We start from the raw sequence: 17,808 nt of genomic DNA, 5'->3' as shown, positions 1-17,808 counted from the left end.
TGCTAGCCGCGCACCGGCAGCGGCTCGATACCGACGAGCTCGCAGCTCTTGGCATACAGGTCATCTTGCGCCGCTTGGTTTCTCGTGTAGCGCCGTACCGGGCTTGGCTTTTGTGCGGAGAGGTAGTCCCCATTGCGCCCGCGGTGCTCCTCGGCCACCGCCATGTCGGTGATCAGCTGACTGGGCCGCTCCGGTGTGATCAGCGCCAGCATCACCAGCGGCCGGATGGGCTGCGGTATCTCACGCCAGATGTCGGATCTGACGTTGCCGGGGTGTAGCGCGTTCGAGGTGACCCCATCGGGGAGGCGGCGGGCAAGCGCATTGCTGAACATGAGATTGCCCATCTTCGACTGCGCATAGGCAGAGAAGGTGAAGTAGAAACGCCTTCCGCGCCAGGTTTTTTCGTTGATCCTGCCTACGCTGTGAGCGACGGAGGCCAGGTGTATGACGCGGGCATCGCCGGTTCGCGCGGCCTGCAGCTGCGGAAGCAGCAGGTGCGTCAGCAGGAAGGGGCCCAGATAGTTGGCCCCCCACTGCAGCTCGAATCCGTCCTCGGTTCTGGACTGGCGCATCGGTGAGGCGCCGGCATTGTTGATCAACACGTCGACCTGGGGGTGCTGTGCGGCCAGCTCACCGGAGAAACGGTGGATGTGCTCGAAAGAGGACAGATCCAGCGACATGATGTCGACCTTGGCGCCGGGCGTTGCGGCCAGGATTTGATCGCGCGCTGCCTCGGCCTTCTGCTGATTGCGGCAGGCCATGACGATGGTGTGCCCATCGGTGGCCAGCCGCTGCGCCGTGGCCAGGCCGATTCCGGCGTTCGCGCCGGTGATGACAATCGTCTTGGGCATGCTGATCTCCTCGTCGAGACGTCCGGAACAGGGGGAAGTCTCACACGGTGGTGGCCGGGTGTCGACCGGAGGTCTGCCAGATAAGCCGCAGGGCTCTCATTGCGAACAGTAGGGCGATGGCGGTGAGGACCACGCGGACGAGGTTGAGTATGTTCCATTGCAGCGCGAGCTGATGTAGCTCACTGGGGGTTTCGCCCAGAGCGCCGAAGAAGAGCGTTGTATTGAGTTTGACGATGACGTAGACGGACAGGACCACGGCCGCGATCTCGGCGAGGCAGGCCAGGAACAGTGAGAGTTTCTCGGGGGCTCTGCGAGGGGTGCGCACGAACCACACGATCAGGGTAATGGCGGCGATCTGGGTGAGCGGGATGTAGTAGTACACCGGATTTGTCACCTCGGTGAACTGCTGAAAGGCCTTCAGCTGCTCCTTGGTGTCGCCGGCGATATTCGGTCCGATCACGATGGCCTCGTACAGGTTTCCGAAGAACCACATCGCGATCCCGAACACGGTGAAGTACATCAGCAATCGACGGCCCATCGGCACATACTCCCAAGATCGGGGCCCGATACGGCCAAAAGTCGTCGAAATATGGCCAGCAGCGGCCTTTCGGCGTAGCGCTGGGACCGATACGGTCTGCGCGTGACCAAGGTATTGCTGTCTATCCACGTGCTGGCCGTGATTCTCGCGGTAGGTCCAATCGCCGTGGCGGCCAGTATGTTTCCGGCGTTTGCACGTCGGGCGGCCACCGCGCCGGAGGTTGGTGGAGAGTTGGGCAGCCTGCGCACATTGCATCGGGTCTGCCGGGTGTACGCGGTGGTGGGCATCGCGATTCCGATGTTCGGCCTACCGCTCGCCGATCTCATGGGGGTGTTGGGTAGTCCCTGGCTGATCGCATCGCTGGTGCTCACGGGTCTGGCAGCGGCCGTGTTGGTGTTCGTGGTGCTGCCGCGGCAGCAGCGGGTATTGGTCAAGTTGGGTGATGGGGAATCGCTCGAAACCCGGGTGTTCTCGCGCCTGGCGATGTTTACGGGCATCTTCAACTTGCTGTGGGCCGTCGTCACCGTGCTGATGATTGTGCGGCCGGGGTCCAGCACCGGAGCCTAGACGGCGGAAAACCGCTAGCGCCCACGGCCGGTGGTCCTGTGGAATCGTTGGGTGAACACCGTGACCATCGCCCCGACCAGCAGCCGGTGGTTTCCGCTTCAGTTCGCGGCCTTGGCTCTGGTGTGGGGTGCGAGCTTCCTGTTCATCAAGATCGGTCTGCAAGGGTTATCGGCGCTGCAGGTAGCGGCCGCACGCCTTGATTTCGGTGCCCTCACTCTCGTTTCCCTGGTTCTGCTGCTGCGAGTTCCCCTCCCGCGCCAGGCCAAGGTGTGGGGACATATCGCCGTCGTCTCGCTGACGCTATGCGTCATCCCGTTCGTGCTGTATCCGTGGGCCGAGCAGACCATCGACTCTGGGCTGGCGAGTATCTATAACGCGGCAACCCCGTTGATGACCACTCTGGTGACACTGGCCGCCTTGCGCGCCGAGCGGCCCGGCAGGATGCAGCTGCTCGGATTGGCTCTCGGGTTCCTGGGTGTGTGCGTGGTGCTGGCTCCTTGGCAATTGATCGGTCATGGGGGCCCGGTGCTCGCTCAGTTCGCTTGTTTGGGGGCGACTTTCAGCTACGGAATCGGTTTCGTCTATATGCGCAAGTACGTCACGCCGCTGGGCCTACCCGCGCTGATGGTCGCCGGAATCCAGGTGGGTGTGGGGGCGGTGCTGATGACCGTCGTGGTAGCGCTCGCCGACCACCACCGGATGGACGCGACTCCCGCGGTGGTGCTGAGCATGCTGGCACTTGGGGTGCTGGGGACGGGATTGGCCTATGTCTGGAATACCCGCATCATCAATGGATGGGGCGCCACCGCAGCGTCCTCGGTCACCTACCTGACCCCGGTAATCGGGGTGCTGCTGGGCGCGTTGCTGTTGGGCGAGCGCATCGGCTGGCACGAACCACTGGGCGGGGCGATTGTGATCGCCGGAATTGTGCTGAGCCGCAAGGGCAGTCGCTGACACGAGGTCATCTGGGGCGGTGTCGCATGCGCCAACGCAATGGAGGCTCGCCGAATCGGCGCTGGAACGCCCGGCTGAAGGCGGCGTCGGAGGTGTAACCGACGGCTCTGCCGACCTGGCTTACCGCCTCGGTGTTGAAGCGCAGGAGATGCGCCGCCCGATCGAGCCGTCGCTCGGTGATGTAACTGGCGGGCGGCTGTCCCAGCAGCGCAGTGAACCGCTGTGTGAAGGCCGAGCGTGACTGCTGCGCGTGCTTGGCGAGCTCTGCGATGGACCAGGGGTGCTCGAGATTTTTGTGTATCGCGGTGAGCACGGGGGCCAAGCGCGGGTCCATGGCCGCGGTGAGCCAGCCGGGTTCGGCGCGATCGGATGTCGACCACTCCCGCAGCGCATGGATGAACAGGAGGTCCAGGATCCGTGACAGCATCACCCATGAGCCAGGGCTGGGTGTGACGACCTCGGCCAGTACGAGCTGAAGAGACAGCGATAGCCATTCATGGCCGGGCTGATCGGTCCGAACGACGATGGCCGGCGGCAGGACCGACAGCAGCGGGTCGGCGGCTGTCTTTTCCGCGGTGAACCGCCCACTGACCCAACGGGTTGCGGTCTGGGTGTCCCGCACGCTGACGTGCCCGTCCGTCGCAGACAGGCTTCGTACACAGCTGGGCTCGCCCTTGGCAAGGCGGTGTGGGGTACCGCGCGCGAGGAGCACCATGTCTCCGGCTCCGAGGGTGTACTCGAGATCTCCGTCGATATATACGCGGAGCCCGGGGGTCTCTGCGATGTGGAGTACGCGATCGCTTGAAGGGAGGGCGATATCGAACGGCGGCTCGGAAGAGCAACGCATCACGGCTTCGCCTCTCAACCCGATGGCGGATAGGACGCCGGAGAACGCGTCGATATCTGGCGAGTCTGAGAACCAGCTGTGCGATTCTGGCCGATCGGCAAAATATTCAGGATGATCGGTCATACCACTTGCTCCATAGTCCAAATATGTTGGTGGAGACCCGGTAAGTCAACAGTGCCGTCCACGGCGGGCGTGCCGGGGTTGAGGTAGGCCAACATCGAATGAGAGGCAGATATGTCCAGCAAACCGGCCATCGTCCTGGTCCACGGATTCTGGGGTGGCGCCGCGCATTGGGGGAACGTGATCGTCGAGCTGCATAAGCGTGGCTACGGGGAGCTTTATGCGGTCGAGAACCCGTTGACGTCACTGGCTGATGACGCTGCCCGCACGCGGCAGATGGTGGAGCAGATCGACGGGCCTGTGCTCCTTGTCGGGCACTCGTACGGCGGTGCGGTGATCACCGAGGCCGGCGACCTCCCGAACGTGGTAGGCCTGGTCTATGTAGCGGCATTCGCCCCCGATGCGGGTGAGAGCCCCGGTCAGCTGACCGAGCAGCTGCCCCCGGCCGCGGCGGCCAATCTGGCCCCCGACAGCGATGGCTACCTGTGGATCAAGCAGGACAAGTTCCGCGAGAGCTTCGCCCAGGATCTGCCCGAAGATGCGGCGCTCGTCATGGCCGTCACTCAGAAGGCGCCGCTGGCATCGACTTTCGGTGATGCCATTACCGCACCCGCGTGGAAGGTCAAGCCGTCCTGGTATCAGGTATCCACACAAGACCACATGATCAACCCCGAGAACGAACGACGGATGGCGCAGCGGATAAACCCCCGCAAGATCATCGAGCTGGATGCCAGCCACGCTTCTCTGGCGTCCCAACCCGTTGCCATCGCCGATCTCATTTCCGAGGCGGCTGAGGAAGTCGCCGGCTAGTAGCCATTAGGCGGGTGGGGCATCGGCAGCTGCTGCTGGTGCCCCACTTGCGAGGCCGTCGCGGGCTAGGTGGCCGAGTCTCCGGTAACGGCATCATCGGCAAGATCTTCGAGCTCCTTGCCCTTGGTTTCGGGGCCGAGGAGATACCCGATTATCGTCAAGATCCAGAGCCCGCTGAGCGCCAGATAGGGAGTCTGAACTCCGTAATGCGTTATGGCCCAGCCCACTACCGCTGGCGCAGCGATCGAGACAACGCGCCCGCCGCCGACCGCGATACCGAAGCCGGTCCCGCGCAACACGGTAGGGAACAGCTCGGCGACATACGTATCGCCGACACCCCAGAGCCAGCCGAGCGTTGCGATCGAGATGGCGCCGAACACCAGATACTCCGGAAGAGAGTCCGCGGTGGCTCCTAGTGCGGTAGAGGCAATTTCGATGACGGCGGCGAGAATGGCCGAGGGGCGCCGCCCGATCCAGTCAGCCAGCGCGGTGCCGATGAACACGAACACGGCTTGCAGCAGGAAGAAGACCAGGGCATAGCGGATCGCGTCGATCGAGGTGGCGTGGAACTTCTTGACGATGTAGGTGGTCAGGAAGAGCGTCATGCCCCAGTAGCCGACCGCGTTGGCGGTGTAGACGAGCCAGCCGACGATGAGGCGCCGCCGCACGCCGGGAAGATGCCACAGCTTGGGCTTGGCGGCACCGCGTTCGACTTTGGCCTGTGTGTTTACGTAGCGGTGCGATTCTTTGATGCCTTGCCGGACAAGGAAAAGCACGACCGCGGGGATGATCGCGACGACAAATGCCGCCTGCCAACCGAAACGCGGAACCAATACCAGGGCAACTCCGGCGGCCAGGACGTAGCCCAGCGAGAAGAGCGAGAAGATCACGCCCCCAACGCCTATGGCGCGGGTCTTGGCAGGCCACACCTCGGCCGTATAGGGCGCACCGACCGCGAGTTCGCCGGCGCCGCCGATGCCCGTCAGGAATCGCAACCCCGTGAAGGCCGCGATATTCGTGGTGAGACCGGCGAGTGCAGTCGTGATGCCGTACAACAGGATTGAGGCCCCGAGTGTCGTCTTGCGCCCCCACCGATCGGCGGCGAGGCCGAATCCGATGGTGCCGATGGTGTATCCGAACAGGAAAATCGATCCGATGTATCCGGCTTGGGCCTCGGTGATGTGCAGGGTCTTCTTGATCTCGGGCAGCACCAGGCCGTAGATGTTCACCGCATACGAGTCGAAGCCGTAGCCCAGTCCCGCCGTTACGGCGACGAAGAACGCCTGCCTGAACGTCACGGGGCGGGATTGGGGCGCTGGTGTCTGGGTGGTGTCCTCGGCCGTCGACGTCATTTTCGGAACGGTATGAGGCGGGCGAGGGCCTGATAAGGCTCCTGCTCCCTCTGATCGCAATCGGGCGACGCTGGTGCCCCCACCAGGGCTCGAACCTGGGACCTGCGGATTAAAAGTCCGTAGCTCTACCAACTGAGCTATAGGGGCGTGCCGAGACAGAATACTGGTTGCGCTGGTGGGCAAGCACCGAGGTAATCCGGTTTGGGATCTGGGGAGGTTGTGCCCTAAGCTGGGCGAGCTCCCAACGCGACAGCGTTGTGGGTACCCCGGAGAGATTCGGATTGGGCCCCCATCGTCTAGTGGCCTAGGACGCCGCCCTTTCACGGCGGTAGCACGGGTTCGAATCCCGTTGGGGGTACGCAACCAGTCATACTGGGAGCAGAGTAAGGCCCTGTGGCGCAGTTGGTTAGCGCGCCGCCCTGTCACGGCGGAGGTCGCGGGTTCGAGTCCCGTCAGGGTCGCCAGTACGGCGAGGCAGTATTGCGGGTTTTACCCGTGGACGTGCCGTCCGGCCAGGTAGCTCAGTTGGTACGAGCGTCCGCCTGAAAAGCGGAAGGTCGCCGGTTCGATCCCGGCCCTGGCCACCATTGAGAGCCCGCTGGTGACAGCGGGCTTTTCTGCTTTCTCGGGACAGGTCCCGATGGGCCAGATATGACACGTCAGATTCCCGACTCTTCCGGTGCTTCTTGAAGGGGGCACCGGCCATGTCATGTTCCGGTTCGCTTCGACTACCCCTACTTCGCGCGCCTTTCGTCACCTGGCGAGAAGGGGGAGCCGATGCCCGGGCGGCATGTATTCGAGGACCGCGCCGGCGACGGTGGGAGTCGCTGGTACGGCGCGGCATACCTGAATCAGGACGGCGCGTTGGTGATCGCGATCCACGGCCTTTGGCCTGTGGTGGAGAAGACCTTCGGCATGGCCGAATACGAGGCGTGCGAGACGTTCAGTGCCGACCAAACGGCCGGGGACGTCACAGATCTCCCCTCAGTTGTTCCAATCGACTGACTGACCGGGGCCCTCGAAGTCTTCAGTGATACGGGGACGGCTCATTTCGTTCGTCCGGACTCACCGATCGCGCGAATGTGCGGCGGTCTTCGGTACCTGAGCTGAGCTGTGACGGTCAGCGCTGGATCCAACTGGCGATGAGCGCGGTCTGATCCAGACCCGCGCCGACAGTTTATTCATCTGGATTTGTTTGCTTGTGGGTTACGTGAAGGTTTCCCTGTGGTGGCCGCAGGAGAGGTCGCTCTCCTCTGAGCTGCGTCTATTGGGCGAAGTTTACGAGACTCGCTACTTCAACGGATTGGTATTCCCTGGACGGCTGAGGCGCAAGATCAAATATTGGCTATTTCCTCGTCTTTTACTTGTCGGCTACTGGGTGTACCTTGCTTGCTATGTCCGAAATTGGTCCCGATAATCGCGCTTCTGCCAGTGATGCTGGCAAGCTGATAGGTGTGTGGTCGTGCCGCCGTTCGCGGACCCAGGGTCATCCGAAAGGTAGTTCTCTGACGGGGCCGGTGGCCCGCTCCAAAAGGTTGCCATCGGTCGTGAAGGCGCTGGCGGTGCTGGCGGCGGTGGCAGTGCCGTTGTCGATGGTGCAGCCTTCGGCGGCGCTTCCGGTGGTGTCGGCGGCTGAGCAGTTCGGGCTAGGGGCAGCGAAGGCGTTCGGAGCCTCGGAGCTCGGCCCGGAGTTGGCTGGGGGTGCGGTGTTGCCTTCGGCGCAGCGCGCCGCGGGCATCCCGATGGATACGGCGGCAGGCTGGGATCTGCCGACCGCCGATGGACGCACTGTTCAGCTGGTGCCACCAGGTGGTCTTGCTTCGGGTCAAGTCACCGCTGCCGGGCAGGTGGTGTACCCCGATGCTGGTGCCGGGTACGACGTGCTGGCCGAGAACACCGCAATCGGCTCACGCATGGTCACCCGCATCTCTGGGCCTGAGAAGACGCGCACCGTCACGATGTTCGTGCGCACCCCCGCCGACACGGTGATGCTCGCGCACACCAATGGTTTTCTTTCGGTCAACAACGCCAGCCCTCAGGCGGAGACGCTGTTGTTGTTCGCGCCCTCGGAGGTCCGCGACAGCCGGGGCGCGCTGGTCGCTTCGGCGTACATCACCCAACAGCTACAACCCAACCTGTACCTGCTCTCACAGGTGATCTCCCCGGACGAGACGACGGCCTGGCCGGTGTATGCCGACCCGTTCGGTATCGACATCCCCAACCCGATCACCGCCGCCAAAAACGCGGTCTCAGCGGTGGCCAATGCGGGCGAGCAGTTGGTGAACAAGGCCGTCGAGGTCGCCGCCCCCGCCGTCAAAACCTTCGCAGCCGCCAACGCGCAGCTGGCCTCCCAAGCCTGGTCGGGAATCAAGACCGGCGCCAACTATGTCAAAGAGAACCCACTGGAATTCGCCCAAATCGTCGGCGGCACAGCGCTGGTGGCCACCGGAGTCGGTACTGGTTTCGGCGCCGGGCTGATCACCAGCGGCGTCTCCGGGTTGGTCAACAAAGCCGCCGAAGCCAATCCCGACAACAAATGGCTCCAGGCCGCAGGCATGGTGACCGAGGCCGCCACCTACATCGGCCCCGGCGGTATCACCGGTAGAGGCTTGAAGGAAGCCGCTTCCCTCGCCAAAGAGGGCGTGGAAAAACTCGCCCCGAAACTGACCGCCAAGGCTGACGACGCCGCCAAGGCTGTCGTGCCCACCCCCAAACCTCAACTCGCCGACGAGGTCGCCGCGACGGGTAAAACGCCCACTGTCAACCCGGTCGAAACGCCCAAGGCCCCCAACGCACCCCCGACTGCCCTGGAGCTGCCTAAGGCGCCTAAACCCGCACCCGGTGAACCCAAGGGCGGCGTCTACGTTGTCACGAACCCAAAGGGCCAGCAGGTTTACTCGGGCAAGGGAAAGGACGCCGAGGTCCGTATCAATCAGCATCTACGGGAAACTAGACCTGACAAGCAGAAGATCAAGCCTGGTGACACGGTGGAGGTGCGCTATCGCAGTAATGACCCTGACGTCCGAAGTGGCCTGGAACAACAAACAATCAGGGACGGTGGCTCCCTCAACCGCGACCCCAAGGCAAACCCGGATCATCCGGGGCGCAACAGGATCAATGGGGTCGCGCCCGGCAGTGCGAGGGACAAGAAGACGCAAGCCGCCGCCGATAAGTGGCGTCAGGATAACGGACAGCCTCGGGTGGCTTCCCCGGCGCAGCAGCGCGGCACCCAGGCTACCCATGCCCAGTCCGTCACCAATGGCCAGCGCTCCAGGGCTGTTGACGGGGCTCACCAGAACGGGAACAGTGCTGCCGGGAACAAGCCCAGCAGCAGCACCGGGAGCACCACCCACCATGACGGCAGTGGCGGCGGTTCGCCCTCCAAGTCCAGCGGCAGTAAGAACAACAAGGGCAACGGCAAGGGCAAGGGCAACCGCGCCAAACGCTCACGCACACACGGCCACTAATGCCCGAGAGAGGGTGCAATTGATGTGACAGGCCAGATACCTACCCGGCCCATCCGGGAACCGCTGACCGAGGATATGTTCGCGCCGCTACAACCGCACGAGAAAAAGGTCCTGCTCTGGACCAAACTCGACGACCAACAGATGCAGCGCGTCGTACAGATAATGCGGCCCCACCCCGACATAGGGCTAAGTATTTTATGTTTCGATTTGATAGATCTCGATTTCCTGAAGAATTTTCCGTGGCTCAAAACCTTGGATGCAGCGGGCTCATCTCACACCCTGGAATCCATCGATGGAATGCGACACCTCACCCAGCTGGAAACACTCGAATTCCCGCCCACCAAAAAACGATTCTCCCTAAAAATCCTCGAAAACTTCCCAAATCTCACCCGACTAGTGCTAGAACGCCTTGACACCAAAAGCCCAGATCTTGACGTCGTGGCAGCCTGCATGCAGTTACGCACCCTGAGCTTGATATCCGATAAATTCGAAAATCTGGATTTTCTGCGCGGGCTGCCCAAATTGCATCACTTGGGGGTCAATATGGGTCGCTGTAGCGACCTGTCCTCCATCACCACCCTGCCAGAGTTGCGTTCCCTATCGATCTATCAGACCAAAGTCCAGGACATAACCCCGATAGCACACTGCGCGCAACTCAGGCATCTTGACATTGAATCCACGTCAACCATCACTGAACTGCCGGATCTATCCACCGCACACAATCTGCGTAGCATGACCCTGTCTAGCTTGAAGAATCTGCGCTGTATTTCGCCGCTGCTCACCGCCCCGGAACTCACCTATCTCATCGTGGGCGACCTTCATCCCGATCTGAAACCCGACGATTACGCCATCCTCAACAATCACCCCGCACTGGAATACCTGCACGCCTTCGGGAGAAACAAAAAATTAGACGAGGAAACCGCCCGCATCACTAACCGCAAACCCGGAGTCGAGGAAGCTCAAACCGAGTACATTCGCACACTGGCGGCAGCCAAGTAACTTTCATCCTCGGCCGCGAAGGATGCCACCTGAAAGTGTTTGATAAACGATGAGTCAAATTCTGTACGGATCGTGGGATATCTATACGCGGAGCGATGAGAATTCATGTGAGGTGATTGCCTTCGATTTCGAGGCTGCCAAATACGATCTTTCAGATGATTTACCATATTGCGCTTTGATTAAAATAGATATCAAGAACCTGGGCCCGAGCGGGGAGCCGGTTGAGCCTGAGGCTGAAGTGCTGTACGACATGCAGGACGCCCTGGTCAGTCGTTTAGCACAGGATGGCGCGGTGTGTCGCCTCGTTGCGCGCGTCACGCACTCTGGGGTCCGCGAACTTATCTTTGGCGTCGCTACCTGGGAAGAATTTGGTCCACCTGTAGGTCAATGGTTATCCGAGCATGACACCTATGTTATTGACGTTTTTGAATTGCCCGACTGGAGTTTTTATGACGAGTACGTTAGGCCGACGACAGAGACACTGGAGTACCTGGAGGATCGTCAGACCGTCGACCACATAGTTAAGAGTGGCGTCAACCCTTCGGAAAGCCGAGTCATCGACTTCTTTTTCTACGGAACGCTGGACCAGCTCACCGAGACCGTGCAAGTGCTTCGTCAACGTCAATACAGCGCCGACGACATGAGTACGGATGATAGAGAACCGGGCAGAATGTGCCTTGAAGCGCATAAGCACATGACGCTTGATGAGCTGTACGACGAAACTCGGCTACATCGAGAACTAGCACAGCAGCAGAGAATCAATTACGACGGCTGGGGCACCTCCATAGCATCCCGCGTCGAAGCTGATTCCACTCTGGAATAGTTCGGATGGTCTTGTCTCGGCGGCGAAGTCGAATTCGGCGATTTACACCGGAACAGGGCTGAGCGTGATCTCGACGAACAAGCGAGGGATAGGGCACGGAGCCTGGCCCACATCTACGTCGCCTTGCCCGACCTAATCGTCGGCGCGATCGGGATTCCAGGTATTCGGAATCATCGGCGCCCGAGCTCCATTGCTGAACTCGTCGCGGCCCAGCGTCGTCAATCCTGTTGCCGTCGTGGCCGTTCTGGACGATGTTCCGGTGAGACCCATGGGTCCGGCACCCCGGTGTGATGCCGAGGTGGAGTCGGAACCTGCGCCAGAATCCGACGCAGGGGTGGCATCCAAGTCCATGTATTCGAAGGCGTGATCCTTCTGCTTGGCGCGATCGCGACGGCGGCGTGTCTGCCGTGCCGCAGCCGTCGCGGCCGTAGCGGCCTGCTCTGATGCCGACGTCCGCGCGGCTGAACTCGCCCGTGTGCGCGCATGGCTTCCGATCACCGATCCCGCACCGATACGTGGCCCGCCACCGACGGCATAGGGGAATGAGAAGCCCGGGTCGCCGACGGGTGGTGGAGGGGAGGGTGATGGCGCAGGACTGGGGGCAGTGGGCGCAGGGGCGTTACCCGAAGCCGGCGCGGGAGCCGGTGCTGAGGATGGGCTGGTAGTCGGGGCCGTCCCGGGGGGCGCCACCGTGGGGGCCTGCTCGGCGGGACTTGGTTCCGCGGCAAGAGCTTCGGGGGAAGGCTGGACACCGGCCAGCCCTGCGAATCCGGCCGCCCATCCCAGGTTGGCGACCGCCAGCGCCAAGGCGGGCTGGATCAGCGCCGGGGCGAACTGGCCGATTGTCGAAGCCAACTGGGCGGCATGAAAGGTCACATCGGCCAGCACCATCGGCAGATTGGTCAACAGCGCGGCCGGATCCGTCAGCAGGTTGTTCAGCAGCAGCTTGAAATGCTCACCCATCTCACCGGCGACATCCAGCCACCACTCCGGGTCGGTGGGGTCTAGGTCACCGTGACCGTGGCCGTCGTCGTGACCGTGTTCATGGTCGTGATCGTCGTCATGACCGTTCAAGATCGACGGTGCCGGTGTCGAGTGTGGTGTGGACGACATCGCCACCTCGGAGGCGCCTTGGTAGCTCGCCATCGTGGTGGCCGCTTGCACCCACATGCGGATGTAATCGGCCTCGATGGCGACGATGGGAATGGTATTGATCCCGAAGAAGTTTGTGGCCACCAGTGCCGCGTGGGTGGCGTGGTTGGCGGCCAATTCAGCGAGAGTGGGCATCATCGCCAATGCAGCGCCATAGGCGCTGGCCGAAATCTCGTGTTGAACCGCCCTGGCATTGCTTTCGATGCCAACCCGAGTCAGCCATGCCAGGTATGGGACGTGTGCGGCCACATATGTTTCCGCGCTGGGGCCCTGCCATGCTCCCGCATGTGTCGCAGCCAAGATCGCGCGGAGCTCATCGGCGGCCGCGGTGTAGTTTGCGCCCAACGACGACCATTCAGCGGCGGCCGCAAGTAGAGGCCCTGGGCCCGGGCCGCCGCTGAGTAACGCTGAATGCACCTCTGGCGGCGACGCCATCCACACCGGAATTGCCACGCTGCACCCTCCGTTAATGATAATGAAAACGATCTTCATTTACATTAGCGGCAGGGATCTCACAGGTTTTCAGTACCTCGCACACAGGATCGGCGCCCGGGACGAGGTCGTAGGGGAGGTTGAGATTCACCGACTCCGAACAGGCGCCGCCATTCGAATCTCAGAGTGGGTTCAGGCGGGCCTTGAGCAGGCAGAACTCATTGCCTTCGGGGTCGGCCAGGACGTGCCACTGCTCGTGCCCCGTCTGGCCGACGTCTGCCGTGCGCGCGCCGAGCTTCAGAAGCCGTTCGAGCTCGGCGTCCTGATCGCGGGCGGTGGCGTTGACGTCGGGCCAACATCTCAGGCGCACGACACTCAAGCACGAGCTCGCTGATGCGGCATGCCATGAACTAAACCTGCTTTCTGCGGGGACTGCCCGGGACGCGATCAGACCAGCGCGTCCTGCAGGTTCCGGCAGGCCTTGGCCACAAAGTCCTTCGACACTCCTGCCCACGGCACGAGCCTGTCGAAACCGTGGAAGGCGCCCGGTACCACCTCCAGCTCGCATGGCACGCCTGCCGCCTGCAGGCGGCAGGCATACGCGAGGTCCTCGTCGTGGAACAGATCCGCCGTCCCGATGCCCAACCATGCCGGTGCCAGTCCCGCCAGATCCGTCCGACGACCTGGCACGGCGATATCGCGGTCCGCGCCGTCGAGATAGGAATCCCAGCCGAATCGGTTGCTCTCGGTGCTCCACAACCGAAGATTGGTCTGATCGATGTCGGTGCGAGCCGTCGTGCGGTCATCGATCATCGGATAGACCAACAGCTGCGACGCCGGAGCCACCTCACCGCGGTCACGTGCCAGGAAGGCGAGCGACGCCGTCAGTCCACCGCCCGCACTGGCACCGCCGATGGCGATTCGCGTCGGATCGATCCACCCCTGCACGGACAACCAGCGCAGCGCCGCATAGCAGTCTTCGAGGGGTGCGGGGTAGGGATATTCGGGCGCCAGCCGGTAGTCGACGGACACGACCGGGAATCCGGTCTCTCGCATCACCTTGCGGCAGAAGGAGTCGTCCTGCCGCGCTGCGCCCATCACATAGCCGCCGCCGTGAATCCACAACAGGGCCGGGGACGGCTCGATGAGATTTTTGGGCACGTGCACGCGAACGTTCACATCGTCGTTCACCGCCATGGTCCGCACCCCCGGCACGGGGAGGAGGCCGGAGACGCGGATAAGGGCACGCAGCCTGGAGAGGTTTCTAGGAAGGCCGACCTGTTGCGGAAATACCTTGGCGGCCAGGCGGAGATCCGGATGAATGTCAGGGGACGACACATAGCGAGTATGCCGGGACCAGCGGCGCGCCGTGGGCGATTCCGGAGTTGGGAATGTTTAAGACCCCTCGCCCGCTTGATTCCTGCGTACCGACGGAAGGATCGACATGACTCAACCACTCAAGGGGTGCCGCGCATTCGTCACCGGTGGAGCGCGCGGAATCGGCGCGGGCATAGTGCGCAGGCTCGCTACCGACGGCGCCGATGTGGTCCTCACCTTTTCCAGCTCGTCTCAGCAGGCGGCTGATGTGGTCGCCGACGTCGAGGAGGTGGGCCGTCGCGCAAAAGCCATCCAGGTCGACGTGTCCGAGCCGGGCCAAGTGGCTGGAGCCATCGACGAGGCGGTCGAATACCTTGGGGGACTAGATATCCTGGTCAACAATGCCGGGATTGCCACATTTGGTGATCTCGAGACCGCCACCCTCGAAGATTTCGACGGCATTGTCGCGGTCAACGTGCGCGCCGTATTTGCCGCCATCAAGGCCGCTTCCCCGCACCTGCACGAGGGCGGCAGGATCATCAGCATCGGAAGTATCGGCGGTGACCGTTCACCTACGCCGGATATGTCGCTGTATGCGATGTCGAAGGCCGCCGTCGCCGGTCTCACCCGTGGGTTGGCGCGCGAGCTCGGGCCTCGCGGGATCACCATCAACACAGTTCAGCCCGGTCCGGTGGCCACCGATATGAACCCCGAGGACGGTGCGCTGGCCGAGGTACTGCGCCCCGACATCGCTGTCGGACGCTACGGCCAGCCGCGCGATATCGCGAGTCTGGTGAGCTACCTGGCCTCCGACGAAGCGTGGTACATCACCGGCGCCGCGATCAACATCGACGGGGGCTTCACCGTCTAGTAGGTGTTCGGTCGCTAGGGTCGGATCCATGGCCACTAGCGATACCCGGGAAATCGTCATCGAAGCGACGCCCGAGCAGATCATGGATGTCATCGCCGATTTCGAGGTGCTGCCGAAATGGTCCTCGGCACACCAGAGTTCGGAAGTTCTCTCGACCGGGGCGGATGGCCGTCCCCACGAGGTGAAGATGAAGGTGAAGACGGCGGGTATCACCGACGAACAAACCGTCGCCTATACGTGGGGACCCCATACCGTCAGCTGGACGCTGGTGAAGGCCAGTCAGCAGCGCCGGCAGGACGGCAAGTACACGTTCACACCCAAGGGTGACAAGACGCACGTGACGTTCGAGCTGAGTGTCGACCCGCTGATCCCGCTTCCCGGCTTCCTGCTGAAGCGGGCCATCAAGGGCGCTATGGAAACCGCGACCGATGGGCTCCGCAAGCAGGTTCTCGCCACCTATCGGTAGGGCCTTTCTTTCCGGTGCGTCACCCTAGTATCGTTATTTCAAATATCGAAACTAGTGGGACGGTCGGATAGTGGATAAACGCCAGGGCGGACGCCCCCGCGATCCCGATAAGGACGACGCGGTGCGCGAGACGGTGCGCCAGATGCTCGCCGCCGAGGGCTATCAAGGCACAACCATCCCTGCGGTGGCGCGGGCCGCCGGAATTGGTGCACCCACAATCTATCGGCGCTGGCCCACCCAGGCCGACATGGTGGAGAGTGCGATCGCCGACCGTCCCTGGCCTGCGGCCTTGGCCGATCGCGCCGAATTCCATGAATATCTACCCATTTTGGTGCGCGCCGTGGTCGAGTACTTCGCAGATCCGGCCACCCGTGCGGCGATGCCGGGACTCTTGGTCGAGTACTACCGAGAACCAGGTCAGTACACGGGCCTTGTGGAGCGCAGCGAAACACCGCTGCGTGAGGAATTCCGGGAGGCACACGCCGAGGCCGTCACCGCCGGGCGGTGCGCCGCCCAGCCTGGGCCCGACGCACTTTTCGACGCCATCGTGGGCATGGCGGTTTACCACGGCGTCCTTCGTGGTACGGCCGACGATGCGCTCGTCGAACAGATTCTTGGCGTGATCCACGCCGCCATCCGTTGTTAGGAGAAGCATGAACCGAGAAACATTCGCAACCCTGTTCAACCTCACCGGGCGCACCGCCATCGTGACTGGAGGAACCCGCGGGATCGGACGCTCGATTGCCGAGGGATACATCTGCGCGGGCGCTAATGTCGTTGTGGCAAGCCGTAAATCGGAAGCATGCGACGAGACGGTCGCGCATCTGCGCGCGCTGGGTGGACGGGCGCTGGGTGTCCCCACACACACCGGCGATATCGAGTCCCTGGAGCACTTGGTACAGGCCACCGTCGCGGAGTTCGGCGGTATCGACATCGTGGTGAACAACGCCGCCAATGCCCTCACCGAGCCGGTCGGTGCCTTCACGGTCGACGGGTGGGATAAGTCGTTCGGCGTGAATCTGCGTGGACCGGTGTTCCTCGTGCAGGCCGCACTCCCGCATCTGGTGGCCAGCAGGCATGCAGCGGTGCTCAACGTGGTGTCGGTGGGCGCCTTCATGTTTGGGCAGGGTGTCTCCATGTACTCGGCCGCCAAGGCTGCCCTCGTCTCGTATACCCGGTCGGCGGCGGCCGAGCTCGCCCCGCGGGGTGTGCGTGTGAACGCTCTCGCCCCCGGCGCCATCGATACCGACATGGTGCGCAAGACCGCGCCCGCCGAAGTGGAACGAATGGCCAACGCCAATCACCTCAAACGGCTCGGACTCCCAGACGAAATGGTGGGCACCGCACTGCTTTTGACATCCGAAGCGGGTAGTTACATCACCGGCCAGACCATCATCGCCGACGGTGGGTTGGTGGCCCGATGATCCGTACCGAGCATCGAGACAACGGAATCCTGGTCGTCACCATTGATCGTCCAGAGCGTCGCAATGCGCTCGATCCGCAGACGGTGGCCGAGCTACACTCCGTGGTCCAGAAGGCCGATGGCGACCCCGCGGTCCGCGTGGTCGTCCTCACCGCGGTCGGCGCATCCTTTTGTGCTGGTGCCGATCTGAAGTCGCTGCCGAGCGATTTCACCAATACCGATGTCACTTCAACTGCCGCGTTGCTCGGCGCCGCTGATTCTGAGGTGGTGCGCACGCTCGCTGCCCAGGAGCTGATGGCCTCACTGTTCGAACGGATTCACCGGATGCGTCAGCCGGTGATCGCTGCCGTAAACGGGCACGCGGTCGGTGGCGGTTTCGCGTTGACGCTCGCTTGCGACATCCGGTTCGCTTGTCCGGAAGCATCTTTCGGCGCCGTGTTCATTCGCCATGGGGTGTCCAACTGCGATATGGGCACCAGCTATCATCTGCCGCGTCTGGTGGGTGCGGCCCGCGCTGCCGAGCTGATGTTGACAGGCCGGGTGTTCGACGCGCAAGAGGCCCAACGAATCGGCTTGGTCTTCGATGTGGTCCCTGCCGATGACCTACTCGATGCGGCACTGGCGAAGGCGGGAGAGATCGCCGCGCATTCCCCCTTGGCGGTATGGATGACCAAGGAGACTATGTGGCAGACGGTCGACGCGCCGAGCCTGCGTCACGCACTCGACCTGGAGAACAGAACCCAGGTGATGTGCACCGCCACCGGGGAACTACGCCGGTCCTTTGACGCGTTCCGGGAGGGGACCAAGTAGGCGGGTGCA

18 protein-coding genes, 4 tRNA genes and 1 pseudogene are annotated in these 17,808 nt (G+C 62.7%); 15 read left to right on the top strand and 8 right to left on the bottom strand.

What is annotated here, in order from left to right; genetic code table 11:
• Positions 1–2: 2 nt before the first annotated feature.
• Together AB0H22_RS19620 and AB0H22_RS19615 are read right to left on the bottom strand one after the other, a co-directional pair.
• Positions 3–851 (bottom strand): SDR family NAD(P)-dependent oxidoreductase, encoded by an 849-nt coding sequence (locus AB0H22_RS19620; RefSeq protein WP_358148300.1) that lies wholly within the window; start codon positions 849–851, stop codon positions 3–5.
• A gap of 40 nt (positions 852–891) precedes the next feature.
• On the bottom strand, positions 892–1,389 hold the full coding sequence (locus tag AB0H22_RS19615) for a DUF1772 domain-containing protein (RefSeq protein WP_180751025.1): 498 nt from the start codon (positions 1,387–1,389) through the stop codon (positions 892–894).
• 102 nt (positions 1,390–1,491) lie between these two features.
• Between AB0H22_RS19615 and AB0H22_RS19610 the strand changes: the two genes are divergently transcribed.
• A complete protein-coding gene (locus tag AB0H22_RS19610) occupies positions 1,492–1,956 on the top strand; it encodes a DUF2269 family protein (RefSeq protein ID WP_358148298.1) in 465 nt (154 codons plus the stop codon).
• 51 nt (positions 1,957–2,007) lie between these two features.
• The gene (locus AB0H22_RS19605) at positions 2,008–2,910 is read left to right on the top strand and encodes a DMT family transporter (RefSeq protein WP_358148296.1); all 903 of its coding nucleotides are present in this window, start codon (positions 2,008–2,010) and stop codon (positions 2,908–2,910) included.
• 7 nt (positions 2,911–2,917) lie between these two features.
• On the opposite strand, the gene AB0H22_RS19600 is transcribed toward AB0H22_RS19605, so the two are convergent.
• The gene (locus AB0H22_RS19600) at positions 2,918–3,880 is read right to left on the bottom strand and encodes an AraC family transcriptional regulator (RefSeq protein WP_358148293.1); all 963 of its coding nucleotides are present in this window, start codon (positions 3,878–3,880) and stop codon (positions 2,918–2,920) included.
• 111 nt (positions 3,881–3,991) lie between these two features.
• Between AB0H22_RS19600 and AB0H22_RS19595 the strand changes: the two genes are divergently transcribed.
• A complete protein-coding gene (locus AB0H22_RS19595; RefSeq protein WP_180751029.1) occupies positions 3,992–4,687 on the top strand; it encodes an alpha/beta hydrolase in 696 nt (231 codons plus the stop codon).
• 65 nt (positions 4,688–4,752) lie between these two features.
• Here AB0H22_RS19595 and AB0H22_RS19590 read toward each other — a convergent pair whose 3' ends face one another.
• Entirely contained in the window at positions 4,753–6,039 is a 1,287-nt protein-coding gene (locus tag AB0H22_RS19590; RefSeq protein WP_358148291.1) for an MFS transporter, read from the bottom strand.
• Positions 6,040–6,110: 71 nt separating this feature from the next.
• Positions 6,111–6,186: transfer RNA gene (locus AB0H22_RS19585), tRNA-Lys, on the bottom strand.
• 138 nt (positions 6,187–6,324) lie between these two features.
• Between AB0H22_RS19585 and AB0H22_RS19580 the strand changes: the two genes are divergently transcribed.
• The 7 genes from AB0H22_RS19580 to AB0H22_RS19550 all read left to right on the top strand — a co-directional run bounded on the left by AB0H22_RS19580 (position 6,325) and on the right by AB0H22_RS19550 (position 11,328).
• Positions 6,325–6,397: transfer RNA gene (locus tag AB0H22_RS19580), tRNA-Glu, on the top strand.
• Positions 6,398–6,426: 29 nt separating this feature from the next.
• Positions 6,427–6,503, top strand: a tRNA-Asp gene (locus AB0H22_RS19575).
• A gap of 46 nt (positions 6,504–6,549) precedes the next feature.
• Positions 6,550–6,626: transfer RNA gene (locus tag AB0H22_RS19570), tRNA-Phe, on the top strand.
• 190 nt (positions 6,627–6,816) lie between these two features.
• Positions 6,817–7,044: a hypothetical protein gene (locus tag AB0H22_RS19565; protein WP_358148288.1), complete on the top strand. Its 228-nt coding sequence runs from the start codon at positions 6,817–6,819 to the stop codon at positions 7,042–7,044.
• Positions 7,045–7,586: 542 nt separating this feature from the next.
• Positions 7,587–9,506 (top strand): GIY-YIG nuclease family protein, encoded by a 1,920-nt coding sequence (locus AB0H22_RS19560; protein ID WP_358148286.1) that lies wholly within the window; start codon positions 7,587–7,589, stop codon positions 9,504–9,506.
• 24 nt (positions 9,507–9,530) lie between these two features.
• Positions 9,531–10,505 (top strand): hypothetical protein, encoded by a 975-nt coding sequence (locus AB0H22_RS19555; RefSeq protein WP_358148283.1) that lies wholly within the window; start codon positions 9,531–9,533, stop codon positions 10,503–10,505.
• Between the two features lie 49 nt (positions 10,506–10,554).
• Entirely contained in the window at positions 10,555–11,328 is a 774-nt protein-coding gene (locus AB0H22_RS19550; RefSeq protein WP_358148281.1) for a DUF695 domain-containing protein, read from the top strand.
• 132 nt (positions 11,329–11,460) lie between these two features.
• Here the strand turns inward: AB0H22_RS19550 and AB0H22_RS19545 are convergent, their stop codons facing one another.
• From AB0H22_RS19545 to AB0H22_RS19535, 3 genes and pseudogenes are all read right to left on the bottom strand, one after another.
• Positions 11,461–12,972 carry a PPE domain-containing protein gene (locus AB0H22_RS19545; RefSeq protein WP_358148278.1) on the bottom strand — a complete coding sequence of 504 codons (1,512 nt, stop codon included), beginning with the start codon at positions 12,970–12,972 and terminating at the stop codon, positions 11,461–11,463.
• Between the two features lie 121 nt (positions 12,973–13,093).
• Positions 13,094–13,319 (bottom strand): annotated as a pseudogene (locus AB0H22_RS19540) (VOC family protein).
• 40 nt (positions 13,320–13,359) lie between these two features.
• The gene (locus AB0H22_RS19535; RefSeq protein ID WP_358148275.1) at positions 13,360–14,250 is read right to left on the bottom strand and encodes an alpha/beta hydrolase; all 891 of its coding nucleotides are present in this window, start codon (positions 14,248–14,250) and stop codon (positions 13,360–13,362) included.
• A gap of 106 nt (positions 14,251–14,356) precedes the next feature.
• Here AB0H22_RS19535 and AB0H22_RS19530 point away from each other — a divergent pair, with 106 nt between their 5' ends.
• The 5 genes from AB0H22_RS19530 (at position 14,357) to AB0H22_RS19510 (ending at position 17,799) form a co-directional block, all read left to right on the top strand.
• Positions 14,357–15,100 carry an SDR family oxidoreductase gene (locus AB0H22_RS19530; protein ID WP_180751038.1) on the top strand — a complete coding sequence of 248 codons (744 nt, stop codon included), beginning with the start codon at positions 14,357–14,359 and terminating at the stop codon, positions 15,098–15,100.
• A 28-nt stretch (positions 15,101–15,128) separates the two neighbouring features.
• Positions 15,129–15,566, top strand: a complete 438-nt coding sequence (locus tag AB0H22_RS19525; protein WP_180751039.1) for an SRPBCC family protein — start codon at positions 15,129–15,131, stop codon at positions 15,564–15,566.
• A 70-nt stretch (positions 15,567–15,636) separates the two neighbouring features.
• Positions 15,637–16,212: a helix-turn-helix domain-containing protein gene (locus AB0H22_RS19520; RefSeq protein WP_358148273.1), complete on the top strand. Its 576-nt coding sequence runs from the start codon at positions 15,637–15,639 to the stop codon at positions 16,210–16,212.
• A gap of 7 nt (positions 16,213–16,219) precedes the next feature.
• Positions 16,220–16,990, top strand: a complete 771-nt coding sequence (locus AB0H22_RS19515; RefSeq protein WP_358148271.1) for an SDR family oxidoreductase — start codon at positions 16,220–16,222, stop codon at positions 16,988–16,990.
• Positions 16,987–17,799: an enoyl-CoA hydratase/isomerase family protein gene (locus AB0H22_RS19510; RefSeq protein ID WP_358148269.1), complete on the top strand. Its 813-nt coding sequence runs from the start codon at positions 16,987–16,989 to the stop codon at positions 17,797–17,799. The genes AB0H22_RS19515 and AB0H22_RS19510 overlap by 4 nt, the downstream gene beginning before the upstream one ends.
• Positions 17,800–17,808 lie beyond the last annotated feature (9 nt).

The sequence above is a fragment of the Mycobacterium sp. NPDC050853 genome (genome assembly GCF_040653875.1).
In the GTDB taxonomy this organism is placed as follows: Bacteria; Actinomycetota; Actinomycetes; order Mycobacteriales; family Mycobacteriaceae; genus Mycobacterium.
The sequence above is the reverse complement of the archived record's forward strand: the minus strand, read 5'-3'. Positions and strand labels throughout refer to the sequence as shown.

Excerpts from the sequence above, each read along its gene's own strand:
- AB0H22_RS19620 (WP_358148300.1), bottom strand. The coding sequence starts at position 851 with ATGCCCAAGACGATTGTCATCACCGGCGCGAACGCCGGAATCGGCCTG.
- AB0H22_RS19615 (WP_180751025.1), bottom strand. The coding sequence starts at position 1,389 with ATGGGCCGTCGATTGCTGATGTACTTCACCGTGTTCGGGATCGCGATG.
- AB0H22_RS19600 (WP_358148293.1), bottom strand. The coding sequence starts at position 3,880 with ATGACCGATCATCCTGAATATTTTGCCGATCGGCCAGAATCGCACAGC.
- AB0H22_RS19595 (WP_180751029.1), top strand. The coding sequence starts at position 3,992 with ATGTCCAGCAAACCGGCCATCGTCCTGGTCCACGGATTCTGGGGTGGC.
- AB0H22_RS19590 (WP_358148291.1), bottom strand. The coding sequence starts at position 6,039 with ATGACGTCGACGGCCGAGGACACCACCCAGACACCAGCGCCCCAATCC.
- AB0H22_RS19565 (WP_358148288.1), top strand. The coding sequence starts at position 6,817 with ATGCCCGGGCGGCATGTATTCGAGGACCGCGCCGGCGACGGTGGGAGT.
- AB0H22_RS19550 (WP_358148281.1), top strand. The coding sequence starts at position 10,555 with ATGAGTCAAATTCTGTACGGATCGTGGGATATCTATACGCGGAGCGAT.
- AB0H22_RS19545 (WP_358148278.1), bottom strand. The coding sequence starts at position 12,972 with ATGAAGATCGTTTTCATTATCATTAACGGAGGGTGCAGCGTGGCAATT.
- AB0H22_RS19530 (WP_180751038.1), top strand. The coding sequence starts at position 14,357 with ATGACTCAACCACTCAAGGGGTGCCGCGCATTCGTCACCGGTGGAGCG.
- AB0H22_RS19525 (WP_180751039.1), top strand. The coding sequence starts at position 15,129 with ATGGCCACTAGCGATACCCGGGAAATCGTCATCGAAGCGACGCCCGAG.
- AB0H22_RS19515 (WP_358148271.1), top strand. The coding sequence starts at position 16,220 with ATGAACCGAGAAACATTCGCAACCCTGTTCAACCTCACCGGGCGCACC.
- AB0H22_RS19510 (WP_358148269.1), top strand. The coding sequence starts at position 16,987 with ATGATCCGTACCGAGCATCGAGACAACGGAATCCTGGTCGTCACCATT.